The 20,622-nt window shown below is 61.0% G+C and carries 17 protein-coding genes; 6 read left to right on the forward strand and 11 right to left on the reverse strand.

Translation table 11 applies throughout. The annotated features are described in order from the left end of the window. Positions 1–505 precede the first annotated feature (505 nt). The gene (locus C3B78_RS08985; protein WP_104997765.1) at positions 506–1,489 is read right to left on the reverse strand and encodes a sugar-binding transcriptional regulator; all 984 of its coding nucleotides are present in this window, start codon (positions 1,487–1,489) and stop codon (positions 506–508) included. A 279-nt stretch (positions 1,490–1,768) separates the two neighbouring features. Here C3B78_RS08985 and C3B78_RS08990 point away from each other — a divergent pair, with 279 nt between their 5' ends. From C3B78_RS08990 to C3B78_RS09015, 5 genes are all read left to right on the forward strand, one after another. Then, the gene (locus C3B78_RS08990; RefSeq protein ID WP_104997766.1) at positions 1,769–2,722 is read left to right on the forward strand and encodes a metallophosphoesterase family protein; all 954 of its coding nucleotides are present in this window, start codon (positions 1,769–1,771) and stop codon (positions 2,720–2,722) included. Beyond that, positions 2,719–3,513, forward strand: coding sequence for an HAD family hydrolase (locus C3B78_RS08995; protein WP_158677226.1), 795 nt, complete (start codon positions 2,719–2,721; stop codon positions 3,511–3,513). Before C3B78_RS08990 ends, C3B78_RS08995 begins: the two co-directional genes overlap by 4 nt. A gap of 196 nt (positions 3,514–3,709) precedes the next feature. Next, positions 3,710–3,985, forward strand: a complete 276-nt coding sequence (locus C3B78_RS09000) for an HPr family phosphocarrier protein (RefSeq protein WP_104997768.1) — start codon at positions 3,710–3,712, stop codon at positions 3,983–3,985. 972 nt (positions 3,986–4,957) lie between these two features. Next, positions 4,958–5,404: a hypothetical protein gene (locus C3B78_RS09005; protein WP_104997769.1), complete on the forward strand. Its 447-nt coding sequence runs from the start codon at positions 4,958–4,960 to the stop codon at positions 5,402–5,404. A 1,466-nt stretch (positions 5,405–6,870) separates the two neighbouring features. Beyond that, entirely contained in the window at positions 6,871–7,182 is a 312-nt protein-coding gene (locus C3B78_RS09015) for a thioredoxin family protein (protein ID WP_104997771.1), read from the forward strand. Positions 7,183–7,744: 562 nt separating this feature from the next. On the opposite strand, the gene C3B78_RS09025 is transcribed toward C3B78_RS09015, so the two are convergent. From C3B78_RS09025 to C3B78_RS09050, 6 genes are all read right to left on the reverse strand, one after another. After that, complete coding sequence (locus C3B78_RS09025) at positions 7,745–7,948, reverse strand: hypothetical protein (protein ID WP_104997773.1); 204 nt, start codon at positions 7,946–7,948, stop codon at positions 7,745–7,747. 239 nt (positions 7,949–8,187) lie between these two features. Beyond that, complete coding sequence (locus C3B78_RS09030) at positions 8,188–9,159, reverse strand: glycoside hydrolase family 43 protein (protein ID WP_104997774.1); 972 nt, start codon at positions 9,157–9,159, stop codon at positions 8,188–8,190. Next, on the reverse strand, positions 9,156–9,974 hold the full coding sequence (locus C3B78_RS09035; protein WP_104997775.1) for a carbohydrate ABC transporter permease: 819 nt from the start codon (positions 9,972–9,974) through the stop codon (positions 9,156–9,158). The genes C3B78_RS09030 and C3B78_RS09035 overlap by 4 nt, the downstream gene beginning before the upstream one ends. Then, a complete protein-coding gene (locus C3B78_RS09040; protein WP_104997776.1) occupies positions 9,971–10,927 on the reverse strand; it encodes a carbohydrate ABC transporter permease in 957 nt (318 codons plus the stop codon). Before C3B78_RS09040 ends, C3B78_RS09035 begins: the two co-directional genes overlap by 4 nt. A gap of 66 nt (positions 10,928–10,993) precedes the next feature. Further along, entirely contained in the window at positions 10,994–12,265 is a 1,272-nt protein-coding gene (locus C3B78_RS09045) for an ABC transporter substrate-binding protein (protein WP_104997777.1), read from the reverse strand. A 19-nt stretch (positions 12,266–12,284) separates the two neighbouring features. Next, positions 12,285–13,211 carry a family 43 glycosylhydrolase gene (locus C3B78_RS09050; protein ID WP_104997778.1) on the reverse strand — a complete coding sequence of 309 codons (927 nt, stop codon included), beginning with the start codon at positions 13,209–13,211 and terminating at the stop codon, positions 12,285–12,287. Between the two features lie 108 nt (positions 13,212–13,319). Between C3B78_RS09050 and C3B78_RS09055 the strand changes: the two genes are divergently transcribed. Continuing rightward, entirely contained in the window at positions 13,320–14,330 is a 1,011-nt protein-coding gene (locus tag C3B78_RS09055; RefSeq protein ID WP_104997779.1) for a LacI family DNA-binding transcriptional regulator, read from the forward strand. Positions 14,331–15,333: 1,003 nt separating this feature from the next. Here the strand turns inward: C3B78_RS09055 and C3B78_RS09060 are convergent. The 4 genes from C3B78_RS09060 to C3B78_RS09075 all read right to left on the reverse strand — a co-directional run bounded on the left by C3B78_RS09060 (position 15,334) and on the right by C3B78_RS09075 (position 20,615). Further along, positions 15,334–16,311, reverse strand: a complete 978-nt coding sequence (locus tag C3B78_RS09060) for a carbohydrate kinase family protein (RefSeq protein ID WP_104997780.1) — start codon at positions 16,309–16,311, stop codon at positions 15,334–15,336. A 27-nt stretch (positions 16,312–16,338) separates the two neighbouring features. Further along, on the reverse strand, positions 16,339–17,844 hold the full coding sequence (locus C3B78_RS09065; RefSeq protein ID WP_104997781.1) for a glycoside hydrolase family 32 protein: 1,506 nt from the start codon (positions 17,842–17,844) through the stop codon (positions 16,339–16,341). Between the two features lie 129 nt (positions 17,845–17,973). Next, positions 17,974–19,581 (reverse strand): ABC transporter substrate-binding protein, encoded by a 1,608-nt coding sequence (locus C3B78_RS09070; RefSeq protein ID WP_104999714.1) that lies wholly within the window; start codon positions 19,579–19,581, stop codon positions 17,974–17,976. Positions 19,582–19,655: 74 nt separating this feature from the next. After that, complete coding sequence (locus C3B78_RS09075) at positions 19,656–20,615, reverse strand: carbohydrate ABC transporter permease (protein ID WP_104997782.1); 960 nt, start codon at positions 20,613–20,615, stop codon at positions 19,656–19,658. Positions 20,616–20,622 lie beyond the last annotated feature (7 nt).

A 20,622-nucleotide genomic window follows, 5' to 3' on the forward strand; every position in this document is an offset into this window, starting at 1 on the left:
ACGGAGCGAATTAGTCAGGATCCTGACAGTGAGGCGCATGCGGTCCGCAGTTGCCCCACGTGCAAGGACGGGAAGGTGGGCTCGAGTCGTCGCCACAGCAAGGAGCGGCGGGTCTCGTCCAGACGCCAAGGTCATCGCACTCGCTACAGTAACCGCCTCAAACACGATTCACGTCGGCTCTCGACAAGGCGCGGCGTTACAGCAGAATAGCCAGCGACAAAGCGGCTAACTGTTTCTGGACAGGTGATGGCTCACATTTGACCCATCGCCGAGAATCTGAGCCGCAATCAGCGCTGCTGGCCGCGGAGGAAAGTCGGAGCCGAGTTAGGACAACAATTGCCGAGAAGCGGGTTCGATTTAGGCACCCAAATATGTCGGGCTTAAGCGAACGTGCCGGAGGCGTGTGGCGGCCGAAGCTGCACGAAGGACCTACCACCCGCCGGCTTGTGCAGGGTGTGGGACAGGGGTGATATGAGAATTCGCTGTTGCAGCTAGCTGCTCGCGGTCACTCAGCTCTTGACGGGACCGGGAGGGACCCCTGCCCAGACGACAGGAGGGCCGTTGCAAGGGCAGTGTCGGTGATGAGCACGTCGATATAGCCTCCCAACAATGCCCCCCGCACCCCTTTGGCCTTGTTCGCCCCGGTTGCGACGCCGACAACTTTCTTGATTCTGCGCAATGCATCCAGATCTATACTGACGACCCGGCCATCGGCCGGAGAATCGACGGGCCTGCCCCTTTCATCGAAAAACCGCGTGCAACAGTCGCCCACAGCCCCTGATTGCTGGAACTGCCGTAGTTCATCGGGGGTAAATTGCATCGCTTCGATGATGGCCGCGGACGCGCCGCTTCCCACCCCACCAATGCCCACGAGGGCGAATTCGGCGGCTCCGGCGGCGTCAAGGACGCTGCTGATGGAGGGCTCCCGCAGAAAAGTATCCCGGCTCTCCTGGGAGCCGACAACGGCGGGGGCGTTCAGGCGTGCTTCACGGGCGCCAAGCTTCAGCGCGAGCGAACGTACCAGGACGTTACCGTCAGCGGCGGCGTTGACTATTGAGAGGCCACCAATCAGCGGCAGGACTTGCAGGCCTGTGTGAATTGGCTCCGCCTCAAAGGCGTCAACAACAGCCTGAACCGTAGATCCCCATGACACCGCAATGGCCCCCGTGTCGGGCAAGTTCTCCTTCACCCAGGCGGCACCCAGGCCGCCGATTTGCAGTAGCGGCGACTGGAAGTCGTTCCGTGAAGCGACGCGGCATTCACTTAGGCCATAGGCCCTCTGCAGTTGCTGTTCGAGAGGAAGATCCCTTTCGAAAGAGTCGTTAATGCGGATTTCTACTATCCCCTGCTCGCGGGCGGCGGCAAGAACGCGGGAAACGTTGGAGCGGGAAACGCCGATGGCGGCCGCAACTTCAGCCTGGGATCGGCCCTCGACGTAGTAGAGGCGTGCGGCGCGGGCAAGGAGGGCGGGTTCGCGGGCAGAGGGCATTAGAGCATCCTAAGCAGTCGTGCGTCCATCTTTGACGTCGCCGCGGCCAAGAGTGCTGGAGCAGGCGTGCGATCAGTAGACAGATCCATCGTTTCCCTCTGTTCGCGAACTTCCTGACTTCAGCCACAATATCAATCCCAAGGGGTTGTGTATGTGGTCGGCGTCAGCTTCAATTAGTTTACACGTGTTTGATCATGGTTTGCACAAATATGCATACGCCAAAGGTTCGTGGAACCGCTCCAGTGTATGCCCGGTATGACGGATGAGGGATGATGCTGCATGGGCGATAGGGTCCGTTTCCTTCAAATCACCGACCTTCACACGATGAACCGAAGCGCGCTTCTGCACAAGACGGGAGACATCAGTCTCCGTCTGGCGACCGTTATGGACATGATGATGACCGTGGACCCGGCGCCGGACATCGTTCTTCTGACTGGAGATTTAGTGGACAGGTCCTCCGGGTGGGACTACGACGAGGTCTTGCAGTTTAGTGAGCTGCTTGAAGGTGCACTGCGCCGCCCCGTAGTCGCCCTGATGGGTAATCATGACAACCGGGAAAAATTCGATGCACTGTTTGGAGTCATCCCTTCAGACGCTGTTCGGCGCCCGGGGGACAGCCACGACCATATGAGAATGGTTGGGGGTGTCAGACTCCTGGCAGTCGATTCTTCCGTCCCAGGACGTTCCTACGGGGAGCTCAGCGATGAACAGCTTGAATGGATTGAGGCAATGGCGCAAGAGCCAGCGCCATTAGGAACATTGCTTAGCATGCATCATCCACCGATTTCCTCGCCCATGCCGCAGCTGCGCTTCGCCGGTCTTCGTAACTCCGCCGATCTATCAACGGCTCTGAAAGGCAGCGACGTAAAGGGCATCGTGACAGGTCACTATCACCACCCCTGCTCGGCGATGTGGCATGGAATGCTGGTTTGGTGCGGCCCTGCCCTCGCATACAGTCAGGATGTCCTAGCTGAAAATTCACACATCCGCGGCTGGAACCACGGGGCCTTCTCCCTAATTGATGTCAGTTCCGGGGAAATAACGGCATCCGTGGTGGACATCCCAGGGGAGTTGGAGTCCCCGCTCCTTGACTACGAGCTGGACGTGGGGGCAAAGGAACTTCAATGGCGAGAAGGTGTGCACAAGAAGCGTCGTACTCCATGCCTGGAGGTCGCTGCTGAGGAACGGACGCAGAGCCCTGGCAGGAGGAGCCCGTGGGGAGAGGCAGGATGACGGCGATAGCGACAGTTATTTTTGATTACGGAGGAGTTCTGGCAGATGTACAGAAACCTGCCCACGGGTTTGAGGCCATGGGTCATTTCGTTCATAGGCTTATTCCACACTCTCGGTTGAGCCCCGCCATTATCAGCGAAGATATCGAAGGTGCGTGGGGTGCGTACGACGGATGGAAGCGCCTGCAAAACCGTCGGAGGATTCCGTTGGAGATGTCACAAGACACATTCTGGGATCTCGTCACGTACGGCTGGCAGGACGTGGAAAGGGACGTGATCCTTGCCAATACCGCTCGCCTCACGCAGGAACTTGAGCTGCAAGTGATCTCCAGACCCGCAAACCCCGGCGTGGCACAAGTCTTGAAGACTCTCCGGCATGGCGGGAAGAAACTTGTGTTGGCAAGTAATTGTCTTTCTGGTGCAGCAGCACGGGTGCAGCTGCGCCATGACGGTCTGCTGGAGCTGTTTGACGCCACCTTGTTCTCTGACGAAGTTGGGTACAGGAAGCCCGGGCCCCAACTCCTGGAAGAGGCGCTTGCCGCAGTCCAGACACCGGCCCACGAAGCATGCTTCGTGGGGGACCGGTTAGATCGCGATATTCTCGCAGGTCGCAGAGCTGGTCTTGCCTTGTGCATATTGAGGCAAGCCCCGTCGGGTCCAGGTCGCCCGGTCCGGGGAGTCGAACCGGATCACAGGATCAAAGATCTGGAGGAACTCCTGCTGCTACCCGAATTGGGCCGCGTTGGGACGCCCACCCCTGACTCACCTCTTGACCGTAGCGCCTTCAATTAGTGGTCTGCCGACCTCCGGATTGCTTCGAGATGGACTGCGCTTACGAAGCACTCGCGCCCGCCACCCCTGTACGGCTGAAGAACGATTGGGCGAAGAAAATTGCTTCGCCGCAGCCAGGCCGGTCCCTATGCCCTCTTTTTTACTAACCCAAACAACTTGGCCCCTACCCGGGCCAGAACAGAAGGAGAAAGAAACAATGACTGAACGAACCGCCACCATAGCCAGCCGTGTCGGCCTCCACGCGCGACCGGCTGCCATCTTCGCCGCAGCTGTATCGGAACTGGACTTGGACGTAACGATTGGGCGTGACGGGGAGCCGGCCAGCGACGCAATGGATGCTGCCAGCATCCTTTCTCTCATGAGCCTTGGCGCCTCACACGGCGATGTGGTGGTACTGCGCGCTGAGGGCGATGGAGCAGGGGAAGCGCTTGACGGACTCGTGCGGATCCTGGAGACAAACCACGACGAATAGGGCTTGCCCGTTCTGTGACAGGCGGAACGCCGAAAGGCGGGGCTCGGTGGGAAGGGCTTTCGCAACTCCCACCGACCTAGTCTTCCTGTTTGGGTACCCGGCAAGCCCCCGCTGGACTTCTCCACGTCGTAGGCCTCTTGTCCGGTCTAAATGGGGCGGGCAGGCAAACCGCAAGGTTTACAGGCCTTCGGACTCGCGATGCTGCGTCCGCGGGAGTAGCATTCCGCATAACAAAACTATGCTCAGTAGGGCTGTGAGTTGACATGACTTACATTGCAGAAACTTCCACACCTGAAGAAGCAGCAGCGCTCCTGGTGGCACTGATAGATACCGCCTTGATGAATGGAGAGATCACCCAGGGTCCCGAACGCAATTTGGCTCTTCAGTGCCTTGAGGAGCTGAGAAGTGTCGACGCGTCGACAGCTTTGGAAAGCAGATCTGCCATTGTGAGCAAGCTACGTACTTTATGCTTTCACCTGGCCGTCCGAACGGAAGACACCGCTTTTCAGACCCTCTCTCCCCACCGAATGGCGGCCCTTACCGCTCTCCTAGTTTCCTGAACAGTCGAACCTTAGCTGGCAAGGACGCTGCCTGGAGCCCGAACGCGTAGTCGACCTCGGTGGCGCCTACTGAATGGAATGCTCCGGCCGCCGTTAGGCGAAGAGCAACAGGCAGTTACCCTCCGCCGCATGGCCCGGCCGAGAACCACAATTTTCGAAGCATGCACGGGAACGAAACCCTGCCGCGGCGTGCTTGGACTCCCTGCGCTTGGGCGCGAGAACGGTGCGGCGTACCCACAGTCAGCCCGAATCCTTAGACGCGCCACCAGCCAAGTCTTGACTCTCAAAAAGGGTGGGGGTAAAACCAAAAGTCCACGCAGGTGTGGACTGATTTATCGCCGCCCTAGCCGGTCCGGGAGAGCGCAAGAGAGAGGCCTTCAAGGCTCCAAGTCAGCCAAAGGATGGAACGAAAATGCGATTTGCTGATATGGGCACTTCCCACACAGCGCTTCAGATGAAACGCCGCGTCAGGACCGTTACGCAGAATTGTGCCGGCTGGATCAACAAAGGGACTTTTCGCTTATCAGAACCCCCCCAGTCGAAGCTTGCAGTAATCAATCAATCAGCAGAGACATCCACTCCCGGCGAAGCCGCCGCCCTCCTGGCCGCGCTCATCCGCATCGCCTTGATAAACGGTGAGATAACAGAGGCGGACGAACGCCGCTTAGCTTTCCACTGCCACAACGAACTCCTAAAGGTGGTGCAGGGGACGACGGACCTGGTAACCAGACAGGCGATCCTTAGCAAGTTGAGCGAGCTCATCCTGCAGTTGACGATCCGAACCGAAGACACAGTGTTTCAAACCCTTTCACCGCGAAGGCTGGTAGCACTCAGGGCCGTCTTAGTGTCTGAAGTATGACTGTTTTCAATGGCTAGACACGCCCCCGATGAGTGAATCTGTCCCTGATTCGGCACGCCGCGGAGGGGCCTGCGATCGCTGGCCAGTGGCTTGTTCATCGACGGTCATGTTGAGTTCCGAGATCGGCTGCCGCCGACTCAAGGTTTCTGCCGCGGACGCCGACCTTTGGGCAAAGTCGCAGCCTGCCCGACCACATGACCGGTCCTAAATGTTGTGTGCTGGAGCGGGAATGGCCGTGGAAGCGGAGCTGTGCCCACTCGGTGGGTGAAAATTTCGGGGGTCGTGATTTTTCGGTTGTTGGTTGCGGGCATCGTTCTAGCAAGGGTCCATTTGCTGGGGTTGAGGGTTGGGGACTGGCGCCGGGCGCGAACTTCGGTGTGGAGAGTTGGGTCCTCGTTCTGGAAAGTTTTCGTTTCCCGGGCCGGCGGCAGCGCCCTGGCTGCGCGGAGGACCCGCCCAGCGACCATGAAGACATACCAGATTGACGTGCAGAGTTCATGCTTCTGCTTGTCTATCGGCGACATGGAATGCAACAGCATGGGGGGAAGATCTGCGGTTGCGGAGTACTTGGGGCGATAGCGGCTCGGCGTGCGCATCGTGGAGTATATGGATCGCTGACCGTGGCCGGTCTTGGTTCCGGACCGGCGTTCCAATTGTAAGGGAGAGGAACGCCGCCCGGGGTGAGCGCTGAATGTGTTAGGACAAACAAGAACCGCCCACTGTCGTTGAGGTGTGCGGTCGTGGGTTTGAGCTCTTTGAGGGGCCGAAATTGGGGTGTGCACATTGTCCACACTTTCCGGCCCGGATCGGGTGGTACAGGGTGCGGACCGCCTCCAATTCCGCATGTTCTCGCGGGTTCCCAGCGTTTGCAGGGGCTGGAATACAGTTCGAGTCCCACCTCGGGCACGACGTTTTCCCTCGTCAGAGGCGATTTTGCTTTGACGTGTGTACAAAGCTTGTGGTCGCGTCGCTCTGACGGCTGGTTCGCGGGCTGTGGCCTGGCTGCCGCGGTGGCCTATTCAGGTGTGTGGGGTGGCGGGTTCAAGGCCCTGGCTGGTGGGCCTTCCGCCCGCTGTGGCTGCGGTTATGCGGTACCTCGTCCTGGTTGTCTCGGGTTGGTCGTGGGTGGCCAACACCTGTTCATGGTCCAGGGCTGCTGGCACAACATGACGTGACCGACTTTGGTATGAAATTCTTCATCAGGGGCTTCTCAGAGACCTCATGGAGTCTCGGTGTGGATCGGTTTGTCCTACCAAAGGGGGTGTGGACAGTGTCCACACTTATGTCTGCTTTATACGGGGGCTGGGTTCGTAGGTGGTGCACCCGAGCGCTCCTGAGCTGCATGTGGCAACGAATCTCCTTGCTCCTGCAGACTTTGAGCCCCCGGCCGCAGCAGCTCGCGGTCGAGGAGCACACTTCAACTGACCGGAGCCGGGGACGTCGTGGTGACGGTTCACAATGGATGTATGAGGATAGAACTGCTGCACATCGACCAGTGCCCCAATACCGTTAGAGCTTTGGAACGTCTTGAGTCCGCCTTGGCTGTGCTGGGACGCAGTTACATTGCCGTGCGGCTGCGACAGCTGAGCACGGCCTCGGACATCCCGGACACGGGATTCGCGGGTTCCCCGACCATCACTGTCGATGGCTCCGACATTTTCCCGACCGGCGCACCAGCTGACGATCTGGCCTGCAGGTTATACGCCACTCCTGATGGGTTTGCGGGCTTGCCGACCCTCAACCAAATAGTCCAGGCCCTTGTAAACCGCGGATTCTGACACGAAGCCATGTGGCCGTAGGCGCCGGGCGCCTCGGAAACGGCGGCGGTCGCTAAGCACGGGATCACTGCCCGACTGCGGCACTTTGAGGACATTTTGAAGGAAGAGAAAGGTTTTAGGGAAGCAGCGCTAACGGCTACTCGGACACGGGCTGCGATCCTTGGATCTTCCAGCCTTCGGTACGCGTGTAAATGGCGAGGGCCTGCCCTTCACCGGAGGTTGGACGTGGGCGTGCGGTGTGGCGCAGGGCGGCACGAGTGCAATCCAAACCCTGCAGGGCTGCCCGGGCCTTTGTGAGCGCGTCACAAAGATTTGTGCCTTCAACCGCGAAGCGGCCGACTCCCTGGTCGGTTGCGTATTCAAGGAAGTACCGCATGGGCGGAAGTTTGCCAGAGCGGGCAAGGTCCGGGCAGGGCCGATGGGCCCGTCTGTGGAATGTTTCTCCGCGTTTCCCGCGGGGCGGTTTTGGGGCAGGCAGTTGCTGGGCGCCGGCAGGGGTAGGGCTTTGCGGGCAGGCGGCTGTAGGGGCGGGCAGCCCAAGGTTCGATCGGCCCTCGGAACCTCACTCGGTCGATAGTTCCTTTAGGGCGAGGGTTAGAAGTTCAACTTCCAGGCCCCTGAGGAGGGGAATGCCGTGGATGAATGCATCCAGTTCCATGACGTCGGCCGTCCCTCCCAGTGCCCAGTATTTAAGCCAGATTTGCGGAATGGTTGGGCCGCCTGATTCGATGAAGGCGCGGGCAGCCAGGCGAGGATCATCACTCATCGTGGCCTCCGGGTGCGGTGGGGCGTGCTGGTCCTCGGTTCGCCAGCCAGAACAGTTAATGTGCTCATTTTCTCATGCTGTTATCCCCGCCGTCAGCAAGCTTCTCCCGATAACGTCCGGGGTCACCGCAGCCTGAAGATGAAGATGAATTGCTGTTCAGGGCTTGACCGTGATGCTTGTGCAGGGACCCTGAGGTTGTGCATGTCCAGCACGGGTGGCCAACCAGACGTTGCTGTCCTTTAGTTGTCTGCGAGGTGTTCGAGTTGCGTGTATTCCTCGGCGGTGAGGGCGAGGATTGAGCCGTGGCTGGCTCCTTGCGGCATGGCGGCCGTTATCGGGGTCCAAGTGTTCGATGCGAGCGAGTCGCTGGTGAAGGCGGTGTATCGGCGGTGGCCGAATTCGTCGATGAAGAGGAACCATGAGCCGGGTCCTGGCCCCCGGACGATGATGGGGCCCTCGCCGTGCACGAGTTCGTTCTTGCCGATGCCGGTTGCGATGACGGTGTAGTGCTCGCTGTCCAGGGTGTCGGAGCGTTCGGCGGTTATGAATTTGGCGTCGGGTGATGACGAATCAGCGGAAAGTTCGTCCTTGCTGAATCGGTAGAAGAATCCGTGAGCTTCGACGACGGTGGCGTCGATGACTGACCATCCGCGATCGATCCAGACGCGTGCGGGGGTGAATGTCCTGAAGTCGGTGGTGTTGGCGCAGAGCATCCGGTGGTAGGGGACGCGGGTCGGATCATTCGTGGGGGAGTGGAGCGTGGAGGCCCAGTAGACCAGGTAAGTCCCGCTTGCCTTGTCGAAGATTGCTTCCGGGGCCCAGGCGTTGCCGGCATTTGGCGGGGCGACTTCTACGAGACGCGGGTGAGTCCATGACATTAGGTCGTCGCTTTCCCAGACCACGATTGAGCGGCTTCCTGTTCTGACTGAGTCCTCCCAGGCGGTTGCCGGGTCCCTCCTGGCGATACAGAGGTCGGTGGCCAGGAGGTAGTAGCTGGCGCTCTCGCCTGGCAGGCCGGCCGCACGGAGCACGAAGGGGTCCCTTGCGCCCTGCTCACCGACCGTGGAGTCGAGGATCGGGCTGCCGTCATTGAGGATCGTCCAGTTGAGGGGGCTGGAGCCGGTGCTCAGTGCGAAACGTACTTGTTCCCCGTCGGCCTCGGTAGCGGAGGTGAAGTAGGCGAAGAGGTAGCCGGCCGGGTGTTCGGTCATCCCTTGACGCTTCCGCTGACGAGTCCACTGACGATGTGCCGCTGCATGAAGATAAAGAACACCACCATTGGGATCAGGACGATGACGGTCAGGGTCATGAAGGACGGCCAGTCGGTGGTGAACTGCCCCACAGCGGAGTAGACCTGCAGGACCAGGGTTTGTTTGTCTTCCGAACTGATGAACACGTTCGGGGTGATGAAGTCATTCCAGACCCACATGGTCTGGAACACCCCGACGGTGACCAGGATGGGCCGGATGAGGGGCAGGACAATCATCCAGTAGATGCGGAAGGGCCCGGCCCCGTCAATTCTGGCGGCCTCGAGGACCTCTGCCGGGATGGTCCGCATGTAACCGAGGATGAGGTAGTAGCAGAAAATGGACCCGCAGGTGTAGATCACGATCAGCCCTTCGAGGGAGTCCACCAGGCGTACCCCGACGAGCATCCGGTACAGCGGGACAAGGGTGGCCTGTCCAGGGATGATGAACGCGGCGATGAGGACTGCCCCGATGATTTGGGAGACGCGGCTCCGGCCGGTGATTTGGCCGAATGCGGCGAGTGACCCGATCGCGAGCATCAGGAAGATGGAGATGGCCGTGACATACACCGTGTTCATCAGGCTTTGGAGGATCTGGGTGCCTTCGAAGACCTTGATGTAGTTGTCCAGGACCCAGATTGTGGGAAGCGCGAGCGGGCTGTTGGTGGTTTCCTGCTGGGTTTTGAACGTGTTGACGACGATGTAGTAGAAGGGGACGCTCATGAGGCCGGCGAGCATGATCATGAGGACGGACGTCAGGGCGTGCCGGGTCTTGGTCATGAGTATTTCCTTTGAAGTGCGTTCGAGAGGGCCATCTGGCCCAGCACGACGAGGCCGACGACGATAAGGAAGAGGACGGCGAGGGCTGAGGCAGCCCCGACGCGTGACTGGGCGATGCCGTCCTCGATGAGGGACTGGGTGAGGGTTCTGGTGGAGAAGCCGGGGCCGCCACGGGTGAGGGTGAACGGCAGGTCGAAGACTTTGAGGCCATTGGTCATTAGCAGCAGCTGGCTGACCGCCATGGCCGGGATCAGCAGGGGAAGGGTGATGTAGCGGAAGCTCTGCCAGCTGCTCGCGCCGTCGATCTTGGAGACTTCGTAGTAGTCTGCGGGGATTGCCTGCAGGTAGGCGAGGTACAGCACCGCGTGCCAGCCCGTGAGCGCCCAGATGGTGACGGCCACCGTGGAGAGCTGGGCGAGCGTGCTGTCGGAGAGCCACGGGATGGGACCGAGTCCGGTGAGCGAGTGGATGATGCTGTTCAGGACGCCGGAGCCGAGGGGGTTGAGGATGAAGCCCCACACCAGGCCCAGGATGGCCACGCTGGGAACTGCCGGGAAGAAGAATGCCGAGCGGACGAGGTTGCGGCCGAAGAATTTCCGGTTCAGTGTCAGCGCCAGGGGGATGGCGGTCACCGTGACCAGGATGGTGGTGGAGACCGCGTAGAAGATGGTGTAGCCGAGCGCCGAGAGCATCGACGGGTCCTTGAAGAGCTCCGCATAGTTGTCGAAGCCGATGAATTTGGGGTTGCTGGTGTATCCGTTGAAGTCGGTGAAGCTGTAGTAGAGCGACTGGGACATCGGGATGACGTAGAGCACGACGAATACCACGGCGATGGGGGCCATGAAGACCCAGGATGTGACGGAGAGCCGGTGCGGCCGTTTCCTCGGCAGCGTCTTATTGCTGCTCTTTTGCGTCTGCAGTGGCTGCAGTTCGGGGGTTGTGGAGAGTGCCAAGGTGAAGCTGCCTTTCTGGGGGAGCGGGGCCGGCGGCGCTGCTGTCGCCGCCGGCCCTTCGGAGTGCTACTTGCCTTGGAGCGCCGCCAGCTTCGCGTCAAGTGCCGATGCGACCTTCTCAGGAGTGGTCTGGCCCTGGATGAGCTGCTGCAGCAGGGAGACGGTCTCACTGTTCAGGGCTGCAGAGTTCGTGGGCCAGGTGACCTGGGGAAGGTAGAAATTGCCTTCGCGCACTGCCGGGACCATGGCATCCAAGGCAGGATCGAGCTGCGGAGTGAAGTCCTTGGTCGTCGTGATGGCGGCATTCTGCTTCTGATAGATCTCTACTGCGGTCTTGCTCTGGAGGAACTCCACGAGCTTTTCGGCCCCGGTCGGGTTCTTAGCCTTGGCATTGATCGCGTATCCGGGTGAGACGGCCCCAGCCCAGTATGTGGCGGAGTCGCCGGGGACCGGCATGAACTCCAGCTTCATGTCCGGCGCGGCCTTCTGGATGCTTCCCAGTGCCCACGAGCCGGTGCTGATCATCGCCACAGAGCCCCGCTGGAACTCGGAAGTGATCTGGTCCCCTGTCAGTCCGGCGACACTGGGGGATACCAAGCCCTGGCTGAAGAGCCTGGACCAGTCTTCCAATGGCTCGGTCCAGGTTTTGGCGAAGGAGGTCTTTCCGGCCCAGATGTCGGCGTCCATGGTTCCTCCGCTGGCCTGGTTCTGGAGCCCGACGAGGGCGGCCAGGCTCACAGGAATGGTGTCAGCAGGTTCATAAAAGGGGGTGATGCCGGCGTCCTTGAGTTTCTTGCACAGTGCCAGGAAGTCGTCCCAGGTCTTTGGCGGGGTCGTGAACCCGACCTTGGCCAGGAGGTCTTTGTTGTAAAGGATCCCTCCGCCCCAGGAGGACGTTGCTGCCCCGTAAACTTTGCCGTCTTTGGTGTAGGTGGCTTTGGCAGCGTCGGCGATGTTGCTGATCCAGGGCTCGCCGCTGAGGTCCTTGGCGAACCCGCCTTCCATGATTTCAGTCTTGTTCTCGGCGGTGATGATGAAAACATCGGCCGCAGTTCCGCTGTTGATGCGGGTCTGGAGGGTGGAGATGTATCCCTGGACCGGGGTGCCGTAGGAGACCTTGAGGTCGATTGAGGGGTTCTGTTTCTTGAACTCCTCCAGGAGCGGCTTCATGCCCGCTTCGTTGTCCCAGGAGTAGAAGCTGACCGTGTTGTCCGAGCCGGAGCCCCCGGAGGAACCGCACCCCGTCAGTGCGGCCGCGGCTGCGACTACTGCGCCGAGGGCGGCCAGGCGCAGTGAGGTTTTCCGACGGCGCTGCGGGCTGTTTGTGTGGTGAAGCATGGCAGGTGCCTTTCTAGTGCTATTTTGATGCGTTTTCGGATTTTGTGCGATAGGCGGCCAGGTCCCTCACGAGCGGTTTGCGGGAGGGAATGACCTTTTGGAGCAGGCCGTCGACGGTGTGGACCAACGGATCGATAGCCAGTTCCCGGCGGTAGCCGGTCCCACCGGGGATGGCAAAGCGGTGGTAGGCGATGAGCCACTCGTCGCTGTGCGGGATCCTGACGATGGAGTGGTGTCCGGTTGCCTGGATGCCCCGGCGGGGAGCCCTCTCCAGGAGCACCCCTCGGTCTGTCCATGGTCCGAAGGGGCTGGTGGAAGTGGCGTAGCGGACCCGGTAGTTTTCGTCGCGGGTGTCGTTTTCCGACCAGGAGAGGTAGTAGACATTCCCCCGCCGGTGGATGTTGACCGCCTCGCGGAAGCCGGTGGGAATCCAGGAGATCACGTCAGAGGGATTGAAGGAGACCATGTCCTCCTTCAGGGGCACCGTGTGGGCGACGCTGTTGCCCCAGCAGAGGTAGGCCCTGCCGTCGTCGTCGATAAAAATGTTCGGATCGATGGCCCGGCCGGGGAAATCGCCCTCTGCAATCAGCGGCCTTCCCAGGTCCTCAAACGGTCCGGTCGGCGACGAGGCCACAGCCACACCAATGTTCTCCTGCTCCGCCGTGTAGTAAAGGAAGTAGCGGCCATCCCGTTCGGCGACGGCGGGAGCCCACGCATGTGCCTCCGCCCAACGTGTGTGGTCAGGCAACGAGAAAACGACCCCGTGATCGGTCCACTCGACCAGGTCCGGGGAGGAAAAGGCCCGGAAGGACGTGGCTCCCCATTCATTGCTGCCGTCGGTGGTGGGGTACAGAAAGTACTTGCCGTCGAAGACGCATAGGTGCGGGTCCGCGTAGTAGCCGTCAATTAGTGCGGGAACGGCAGGGTCGCCGTCGAAGTGGTCCAAAGGATTCTCCTTACAATTTTTATCGATACAAGTATTGTGGATCGATACAAGTCTTTGGCGTACGCTGATCGGAAGACAGGTCGAATTGCGATGGGAAGAAGGATGACGATGGCAACCATTCAGGATGTGGCAAAGGCTGCTGGAGTTTCGCCTATGACCGTCTCGAATGTCCTCAACGACCACCCGCACGTGAAAAGCAGTACCCGAGCCAAGGTAGTCAAGGCGATGGAGGAGCTGGACTACCGCGTAAACCATGCCGCGCGGAATCTGCGTGCCGGCCGGACCTTCACCATCGGACTCGCAGTCGCGGAATTTGACCGCCCCTACTGGGGGCAGTTCGCGACGCGGATTATTGAGGAGGCTGCGGCCTATAACCTCCGCGTCCTCGTCGAGCAGACCGGCCGTAGCAGGGAAAACGAAATCAATGCCCTGGCACTGTCCCGCAACCGCATGTACGACGGACTGATCCTCAGCACGGTCGGCCTGAGCGCCGGTGATGCCAACATGCTGCGCGTCGACTACCCGGTCGTAATCCTGGGCGAACGTATATTCTCCGGACCGGTCGACCACGTCGCCATGGACAACGTGGAAGGGGCGAAGGCCGCCACCGCTCATTTGACCGAACGCGGCTGCCGCCGCATTGCAGCCGTCATGGGTCCCATGGGTACCGACCCCGATGCCTCCTCGCTCCGCTACACCGGTTACCAGCAGGCGCTGGCGGCCGCAGGAATCAATGGCGACCCGTCGCTGCACGTCACGATCAATGAGTTCACCTTGAAGGGTGGGCACGAAGCCGTCGACCGCCTCATCGAATCCGGGATCGGTTTCGACGGGTTGTTCTGCGCCACCGACACCGTAGCCCTTGGTGCGCTCCGCGCCCTCCATGAGGCCAAACTCCGTGTTCCTGACGACGTCAAAGTCATCGGCTTCGACAATCTGGTGGAGGGCCAGTACAGCATGCCCACCCTCTCCACCGTTGACCCGGACAGCGCTGAGATGGCCCGAATGGCAGTCAAACTGCTGGTGCGGAGAATTGCCGGCGAAGCGCCCAGCCGGGAGCCTGCTGAATTCGTGAGCTCCGCCCGTGTCATAGCCCGTGAATCGACCGCCGCGAACTGATGACAGAGCTCTGGGATGAAAACCTTGCAAATCGCATGTCAGCTCTTTCATCCTTCACCTCCGTCCGCCCTGACGCCGCACCATTAGCCTTATGTTTGTATCGATAAAAATACTGCGTGATACACACCACGTCTGTCAAGGCGTGGTGAAGAATCGACCCTTCCGAGTTGCGTTGGAGCTTCGTCCTGTGGAGGGCCGGCAGTGGGTTTGAAGGGCTGGAGTGCAACGTGGGGGAACGGCATTGGGCTTGAGAACTTCGCTAGCTGCTCAGGGGGATCCACCTAGCGAGGAAAGTTGCAGGTTCCGGGGGCTGGCGCGAAAGTGCCCTGCTGCGTGGAGGGGTCGAAGGAGGATGCGGACATTGTCCACGCTTTTCGGTTCGGATTGGGTGGCACAGGCTCACGATCGGTCCGGATTCCGTATGTTTTCGCGGGTTGCCAGTGTTTTCAGGAAGGAGGATGCAGTTCGAGTCCCACCTCGGGCACGACGTTTTTCCTCGTCAGAGGCGATTTTGCTTTAACGTGTTGACATGGCTTGTGGTGGCGTCCCTCTGACGGCTCGTTCGCGGGCTGTGGCCTGGCCGCCGCGGTGGCCTGTGCAGGTGTGTGGGGTGACGGTTCAAGACCTTGGCTGGTGGGTTTTCCGCCTGCTGATGGGGGTTTTGCGGTTCCTCGTTCCGGTTCTGTCGGGTTGGTCGGGAGTGGCCAACACCAGTTCATGGTCCGGGGGAGCGGGGACCTCATGACCGGGCCGATTCTGGCGCAAAGCTTTCTTGGAAGGCTGCTCGCTGGCGCCACGCCGCGAGCTCGGGGTGCTCCATTTGTCCTGCCAAAGGGGGTGTGGACAGTGCCCACACCTACGTCTGCTTTAAGGAACATGTACCTGCCCGGCTCACACACCTGGCGCGCTCGGACGCGTGATGTCAGGTTGGGGTGTGCCCTATCTGCGAAACCCTTGGGCCCGTTCGAGGTGTCGGGACTTGAAGAACTCCTGGTTTGAATGCTTACGGCATGCTCAGTGGGTGTCCTACGGGTGAGTGCGGCTGGGACTGCGTTTCGAGTTGGGTGCGGAGTTCGTTTCCGGTGGGTGGCTTGGCGCCGGCCCGGGATACGGTGATTGCGGCCGCGGCGGCTGCCATGCGTCCCAGTTGGTTGAGGGCGGAAGGGGCGGGGCTGTTGGTTCCGTGGGTGAGGAGCCCGAGGATCAGGGCGGACATGTAGGAGTCGCCGGCGCCGATGGTGTCAACGACAGAGCACTTGACCGCCGGGATGCTGAGGGCAGCGGAAGGGGTTGCGAGAAGTGAGCCGGATGAGCCTCTGGTGATGATCACCAGTTCCGCTCCCAGGTTCAGGAGGTGTGTGGCGGTTTCTTCGGGGTCTTTACCCGGGTAGAGCCATTGGGCGTCTTCATCGCTGAGTTTGACGACGTTGGTGAGGTGTACGAGTTCTTCGAAGGTGTGCCGTGCTTCTGTGTGGGTTCCGAGCAGGGCGGGCCGGATGTTGGGGTCGTAGGTGGTGGTGCACTCGGTGCGGAGTTGCTGGAGAAGGGTTTTGATCTTTCCGGCGCCCGGTGACAGGAAGCTTGCGATTGACCCGGTGTGAAGGATCTTGGGCGGCGTGAGCGCATAGTCTTGTGGTTCGATATCCCAGGTGATGTCGAAGGCGTAGCTGGCTGAGCCGTCGTGGGCGATGGTGGCGGTCGCCGTCGAGGTTCTCTCCAGTGGGCGGGAGCCGGGCAGGAGCGTCACGCCGGCGCCGGCCAGGTGTGTTTCGAGTGCGTGCCCGCGGCGGTCCGCGCCGATTGAGGTGAGCAGTCCGGTGCTGACTCCCAGGCGGGCCAGGCCGTAGGCGACGTTGCCCGGTGACCCGCCGGGGTGTTCAGTGGTCCCCTCGGGGGTGGTGACGACGTCGGTGAGGGCTTCGCCGATGACGACGACGTCCAGCACCCGCTGTGGAGGGTTTGGCTTGCCGGTGTTGTGCATGTCTTGTTCCTTGCTTTGGGTGCTGCCTTACGCGAGCTGCGTGACCTGGAGGCTGGTGATGGTTGCCGCGCCGCCGACGGCGTAGACGGCGAGGTCGGTGCTTGTCTCGGCCGGGAAGATCAGTTCGGTCATGGTGACCTGGCCGTCCTGGGCGAAGACTTCAACGGAACAGCGGTCCACGAAGATCGTGAGGTCGTAGGAGGCCGCCGTTGTCTGGATGGGGGCGGTGTCGATGGAGGGGAAGGATGCGTGGAATCCTGTCTGTCCTGATTCGCGCCGATCGACGAACAGCTTGCCTTCAACGGGACGGATGCCGACGCGAGTTCCCTTCAGGCCGTCTCCGCGCAGGATGAGGCCGAATTCCTCTGCGCTTCCGGGGGTGAAGCTGACGTCGATGCGCTGGATGGTGCCGGCCGCGTCCGCCAGGACCTGCACGCCGTCGTGAATGGTGGTGTCGGCGAGGCGGAACTGCTCCGTGTCAGCCAGGGCAGTCCAATCGCCTGCGGGTTGCTGGATCAGTGACAGCTTTCCGTCGTTGGTCTGGAGGGTGATTTCGCGGGCGAGGCTCATGGGGCTGCGCCAGGGCGTGGTGGGGATGTGGTTGGCGTATTCCCAGTTGTTCATCCAGGCGATCATGAGGCGGCGGTCCTCCGGGGCGTCGCTGAAGGAGACGGCGGCGTAGTAGTCCCGGCCCCAGTCCAGCCACTGGTATTCGCCCAGCCGGCCGGGGTCCTGGGGGCCTTCGGTGACGGTGGTGGCGGAGGTGAAGGTGGTGCCGTCGAAGTCGCCGATGAAGTATTGGCCGGCTGAGCCGTTGTTGGGTCCGCCGGGGTTGAGGTTGACGGTGAGGACCCATTTGAGGTTGTCCGGGTCGCCGTCCACCGGGAGCGGGAAAAGGTCGGGGCATTCCCAGATGCCGCCGGTGGCGTTTGCGGGGCCGAAGGTGCTCAGGAGTTCCCAGTTCTTCAGGTCTCGGGATTTGTAGAGGACTACCTGGAAGTCTGTGGCTTCGACGGCGGCCATCACCCAGTAGCTGTCCGCGCCGCCGTCGTACCGGATGACTTTGGGGTCGCGGAACTCGGCGGATGCGCGGCTAAGTACGGGGTTGCCTGGGTGTTTTATCCAGGTGTAGCCGCCGTCGATGCTGTAGGCCAGGGATTGGGCCTGGATACCCTCATGCACGGAGCCGGGTTTGTAGGCGCTGGTGTAGATGGCCACGAGGGGGGCGACGGTCTCGGTGCCGAAGCCGGTGGTGTTGTCGCGGTCAAAGACGATGCTGCCGGAAAAGATGTCTTCGTATTCGTCGCAGGCGATGGCCACGGGGTGTTCGGTCCAGGTCAGCAAATCGGTGGAGGTTGCGTGTCCCCAGGACATGTTGCCCCAGACGTTTCCCAGCGGGTTGTTCTGGTAATAGAGGTGGTAGACGCCGTCGTGGAAAATCAGGCCGTTGGGGTCATTAAGCCAGGTGTTCCGGGCTGCGTAGTGCAGGGCGGGGCGGAAGGTCTCGGCTGTCGTGGCGGTCGCGGCAGTCATGAAGGTGGCGTCTCATTTCTTGGCAGGTCTGGTTCTCTGCGGGTCCTTTGTGGGAAGGCCTGCAGGTGGATGAGTGGGGCGGGTGGGGCCCGGCGCGGGCAGCGCCGGGCCCCAGCCGTTTGTCGGGAGCTAGGAGTTCTTCTTGTAGCGGTCGTAGGCCTGCTGGTAGACCTCGATCATTTTGTCGACGCCGACGTTCTTGAGCTGGGAGACGTAACCGTCCCATTCCTGCTCGATGCCTCCGGAGACGATCCACTTGGCCATGTTCTGCTTGACCAAAGACGAAACGTCGGTCTGGATGGTGCTGATCTGCTGGAGTTCCTCGTTGGAGAGGGCCACCGGGGGGTAGCCGTCGTTGCCGGCGAAGGGCTTGTAGATCTCCACAACGGTTTTCTGCCGTTCCGCTGCCCGCGGTTCAGGTGCGACGACGGTTTTGAAGTTCTCGGCAGTGTTGGCCTTCGGGCCGCCGGGAGCGACCTTCTGGCGGCGTTCGCCTTCGCTGGTTCCGGCCGGAGCAGGGATCTGGGTCAGCAGGCCGCTGGCATCTTTTTGCAGGGTCTCGCCGATGGGTCCCCAGTTGGCCTGGGCGGACTGGATGGGGTCGTAGAGGTTGTCGGCCCAGCGCATGGTTGCGGCCGGGTATTTGTTGTTCCGGGTGATGGCGAAGGCGCCGCGGGCGATTTCCTGGTTGTTGGACTGGCTGGCGGTCCGCTTGCCGTCCACGCCTTCGAGCACGGGGACCAGGGCGTAGTTGTTGGCGCGGTCTGCGCCGACCATTTCGGGGATTTCCCACCAGACGAAGGAGCCGAGGTTCTCCTGCGCGGCCTTGCCTTTTGCCAGGTAGGCCTTGTCGTCCTGGGAGAAGGACTCGGGGTCGATCAGGCCTTCCTGGTACCACTCATGCAGGGTCTGAATGGCCTTTTTGTAGCCGTCCTGGGTGGCGGTGAAGATGACTTTGTCGTCCTGGACGATGCGGTGGTCCATGTTGTCCGGGACGCCGCCGAGGGCTGCGATCAGGTCGACGATGTCCCCGCACCAGGATCCTGGCATGAAGCTCAGCGGGATGGTTTTGCCGGTCCCGGAGGCGTCCTGGTTCTTGAAGGCCAACAGAGCATCGTGGAACTCGTCCACAGTTTTTGGCATCGGGATGTTGAGTTTTTTCAGCCAGGAGGTGTTGATGGCCATTGCGTGGGGGAACTGGACCAGGCCAAGTTCTTCGACGGAGGGCAGGGAGTAGATGTGCCCGTCCGAGGAGGTGATGGCTGCCTTGATGTCGGGCCGTTCGGCGAGCAGCTTGGAGAGGTTGGGGGCGTTCTTTTCGATCAGGGACTCGAGCGGAATGAGGGTGCCGCTGGCGGAGTAGGTGGCGATTTCCGCGTCGGTGAGGCCTGTGTTGAAGAACGCATCCGGCAGGTCACCGCTTGCGAGGAGGAGGTTCTTCTTTTCCTGGAAGACCGTTTCGGGCAGGTTTTCCCAGTTGACGTGGATGTTGGTGGCTTTTTCCCATTCCTTCACCACAGTCATGGTGTTGTAGTCCGGGGCCAGGGCGGTTTTGGTGCCGGAGAATGTCAGGTCCAGTTGCTTGCTGACGATCGGGAAGCCTGTTTCCTGGAAACCGAAGTCAGCGGAGGCGTCTTTGATCTCCGTGGTGCCGGAGCCGCCGCCGGAGCAGGCGGTGAACGTCAATGTTCCGGCCAGGATGGCGCCGAGGGCGGCGTATTTGCGGCTGAATGCCATGGTCATTCCTTTTCTGAGGTGGTTGTGTGCTGACTGCCCGCGGCGGGTGCCTGGGCGGTGGTGCTGGGGAGGGGCTATTTGACGGCGCCGATCATGGCGCCTTTGGTGAAGTGCTTCTGCATGAATGGCAGTGCGATCATGAGGGGCAGGCTTGAGACGACGATCATGGCGTACTTGGTGAGCTCTGCGATCCGTTGCGCTGCGGCATAGGATGCGATGTCTCCGCCGGTGGTTCCGGTGGATGAGACGTCTGACTGGATAAGGATGTTGCGCAGGACGAGCTGCAGCGGGTATTTGGTGTCGTCATTGAGGAAGATCAGGGCGTCAAAGAACGAGTTCCAGTGCGCCACGACGTGGATCATGATCATGAGCATGATCAGGGGTTTGGAGAGGGGGAGCACCATTTTGAAGAAGAACTTGAAGTCGGTTGCTCCGTCCATCTGGGCCGCTTCGCGTAGTTCGTTGGGGATGGTGTGTTCGAAGAAGGATCTGGCGATGATCAGGTTCCAGACGCCGACGGCTCCTGGCAGAACAACTGCCCAGACGGTGTCGAGCATGCCGAGGTCCCGGACCACGAGGTACTTGGTGATGAGTCCGCCGTCGAAGAACATGGTGATGACGAACAGGAGCATCAGGATTTTTCGGCCGGGCATGTCTTTGCGGGACAGGGCGTAGGCGCCGCAGAGGATGGTGCTGACGCTGACGGCGGTGCCCAGCACGGTGTACACAAGGGTGTTGGCCAGGCCGTTCCAGATCCTGCTGTCGGCGAAAATCCGTTCGTACCCCTCGGTGGTGATGCCCGATGGCAGGAGCCACACTTTTCCTTCGTAGACGGCGTTCGGGTCGCTGATGGAGGCGATGACGATGAAGTACAGGGGGTATACCACCGCCAGGATGGACAGCAGGAGGACGACGGTGGCGGCGATGCTGAAGGCCCGGTCACCGTATCGATCCCGCAGCGGTCGTTTAGGCCGGACCCGGTTGACGGTTCGGGCCGGGGTGTCGGTAGGGCGGGGGTTGGTTGTCAGAGACATATCGGCA

This window comes from Arthrobacter sp. PGP41, assembly GCF_002953935.1.
Classification (GTDB): domain Bacteria; phylum Actinomycetota; class Actinomycetes; order Actinomycetales; family Micrococcaceae; genus Arthrobacter.

Excerpts from the sequence above, each read along its gene's own strand:
- C3B78_RS08985 (WP_104997765.1), bottom strand. The coding sequence starts at position 1,489 with ATGCCCTCTGCCCGCGAACCCGCCCTCCTTGCCCGCGCCGCACGCCTC.
- C3B78_RS09070 (WP_104999714.1), bottom strand. The coding sequence starts at position 19,581 with ATGGCATTCAGCCGCAAATACGCCGCCCTCGGCGCCATCCTGGCCGGA.
- C3B78_RS09015 (WP_104997771.1), top strand. The coding sequence starts at position 6,871 with ATGAGGATAGAACTGCTGCACATCGACCAGTGCCCCAATACCGTTAGA.
- C3B78_RS09045 (WP_104997777.1), bottom strand. The coding sequence starts at position 12,265 with ATGCTTCACCACACAAACAGCCCGCAGCGCCGTCGGAAAACCTCACTG.
- C3B78_RS09060 (WP_104997780.1), bottom strand. The coding sequence starts at position 16,311 with ATGCACAACACCGGCAAGCCAAACCCTCCACAGCGGGTGCTGGACGTC.
- C3B78_RS09075 (WP_104997782.1), bottom strand. The coding sequence starts at position 20,615 with ATGTCTCTGACAACCAACCCCCGCCCTACCGACACCCCGGCCCGAACC.
- C3B78_RS09035 (WP_104997775.1), bottom strand. The coding sequence starts at position 9,974 with ATGACCAAGACCCGGCACGCCCTGACGTCCGTCCTCATGATCATGCTC.
- C3B78_RS08995 (WP_158677226.1), top strand. The coding sequence starts at position 2,719 with ATGACGGCGATAGCGACAGTTATTTTTGATTACGGAGGAGTTCTGGCA.
- C3B78_RS08990 (WP_104997766.1), top strand. The coding sequence starts at position 1,769 with ATGGGCGATAGGGTCCGTTTCCTTCAAATCACCGACCTTCACACGATG.
- C3B78_RS09055 (WP_104997779.1), top strand. The coding sequence starts at position 13,320 with ATGGCAACCATTCAGGATGTGGCAAAGGCTGCTGGAGTTTCGCCTATG.
- C3B78_RS09030 (WP_104997774.1), bottom strand. The coding sequence starts at position 9,159 with ATGACCGAACACCCGGCCGGCTACCTCTTCGCCTACTTCACCTCCGCT.
- C3B78_RS09065 (WP_104997781.1), bottom strand. The coding sequence starts at position 17,844 with ATGACTGCCGCGACCGCCACGACAGCCGAGACCTTCCGCCCCGCCCTG.
- C3B78_RS09000 (WP_104997768.1), top strand. The coding sequence starts at position 3,710 with ATGACTGAACGAACCGCCACCATAGCCAGCCGTGTCGGCCTCCACGCG.
- C3B78_RS09005 (WP_104997769.1), top strand. The coding sequence starts at position 4,958 with ATGCGATTTGCTGATATGGGCACTTCCCACACAGCGCTTCAGATGAAA.
- C3B78_RS09025 (WP_104997773.1), bottom strand. The coding sequence starts at position 7,948 with ATGAGTGATGATCCTCGCCTGGCTGCCCGCGCCTTCATCGAATCAGGC.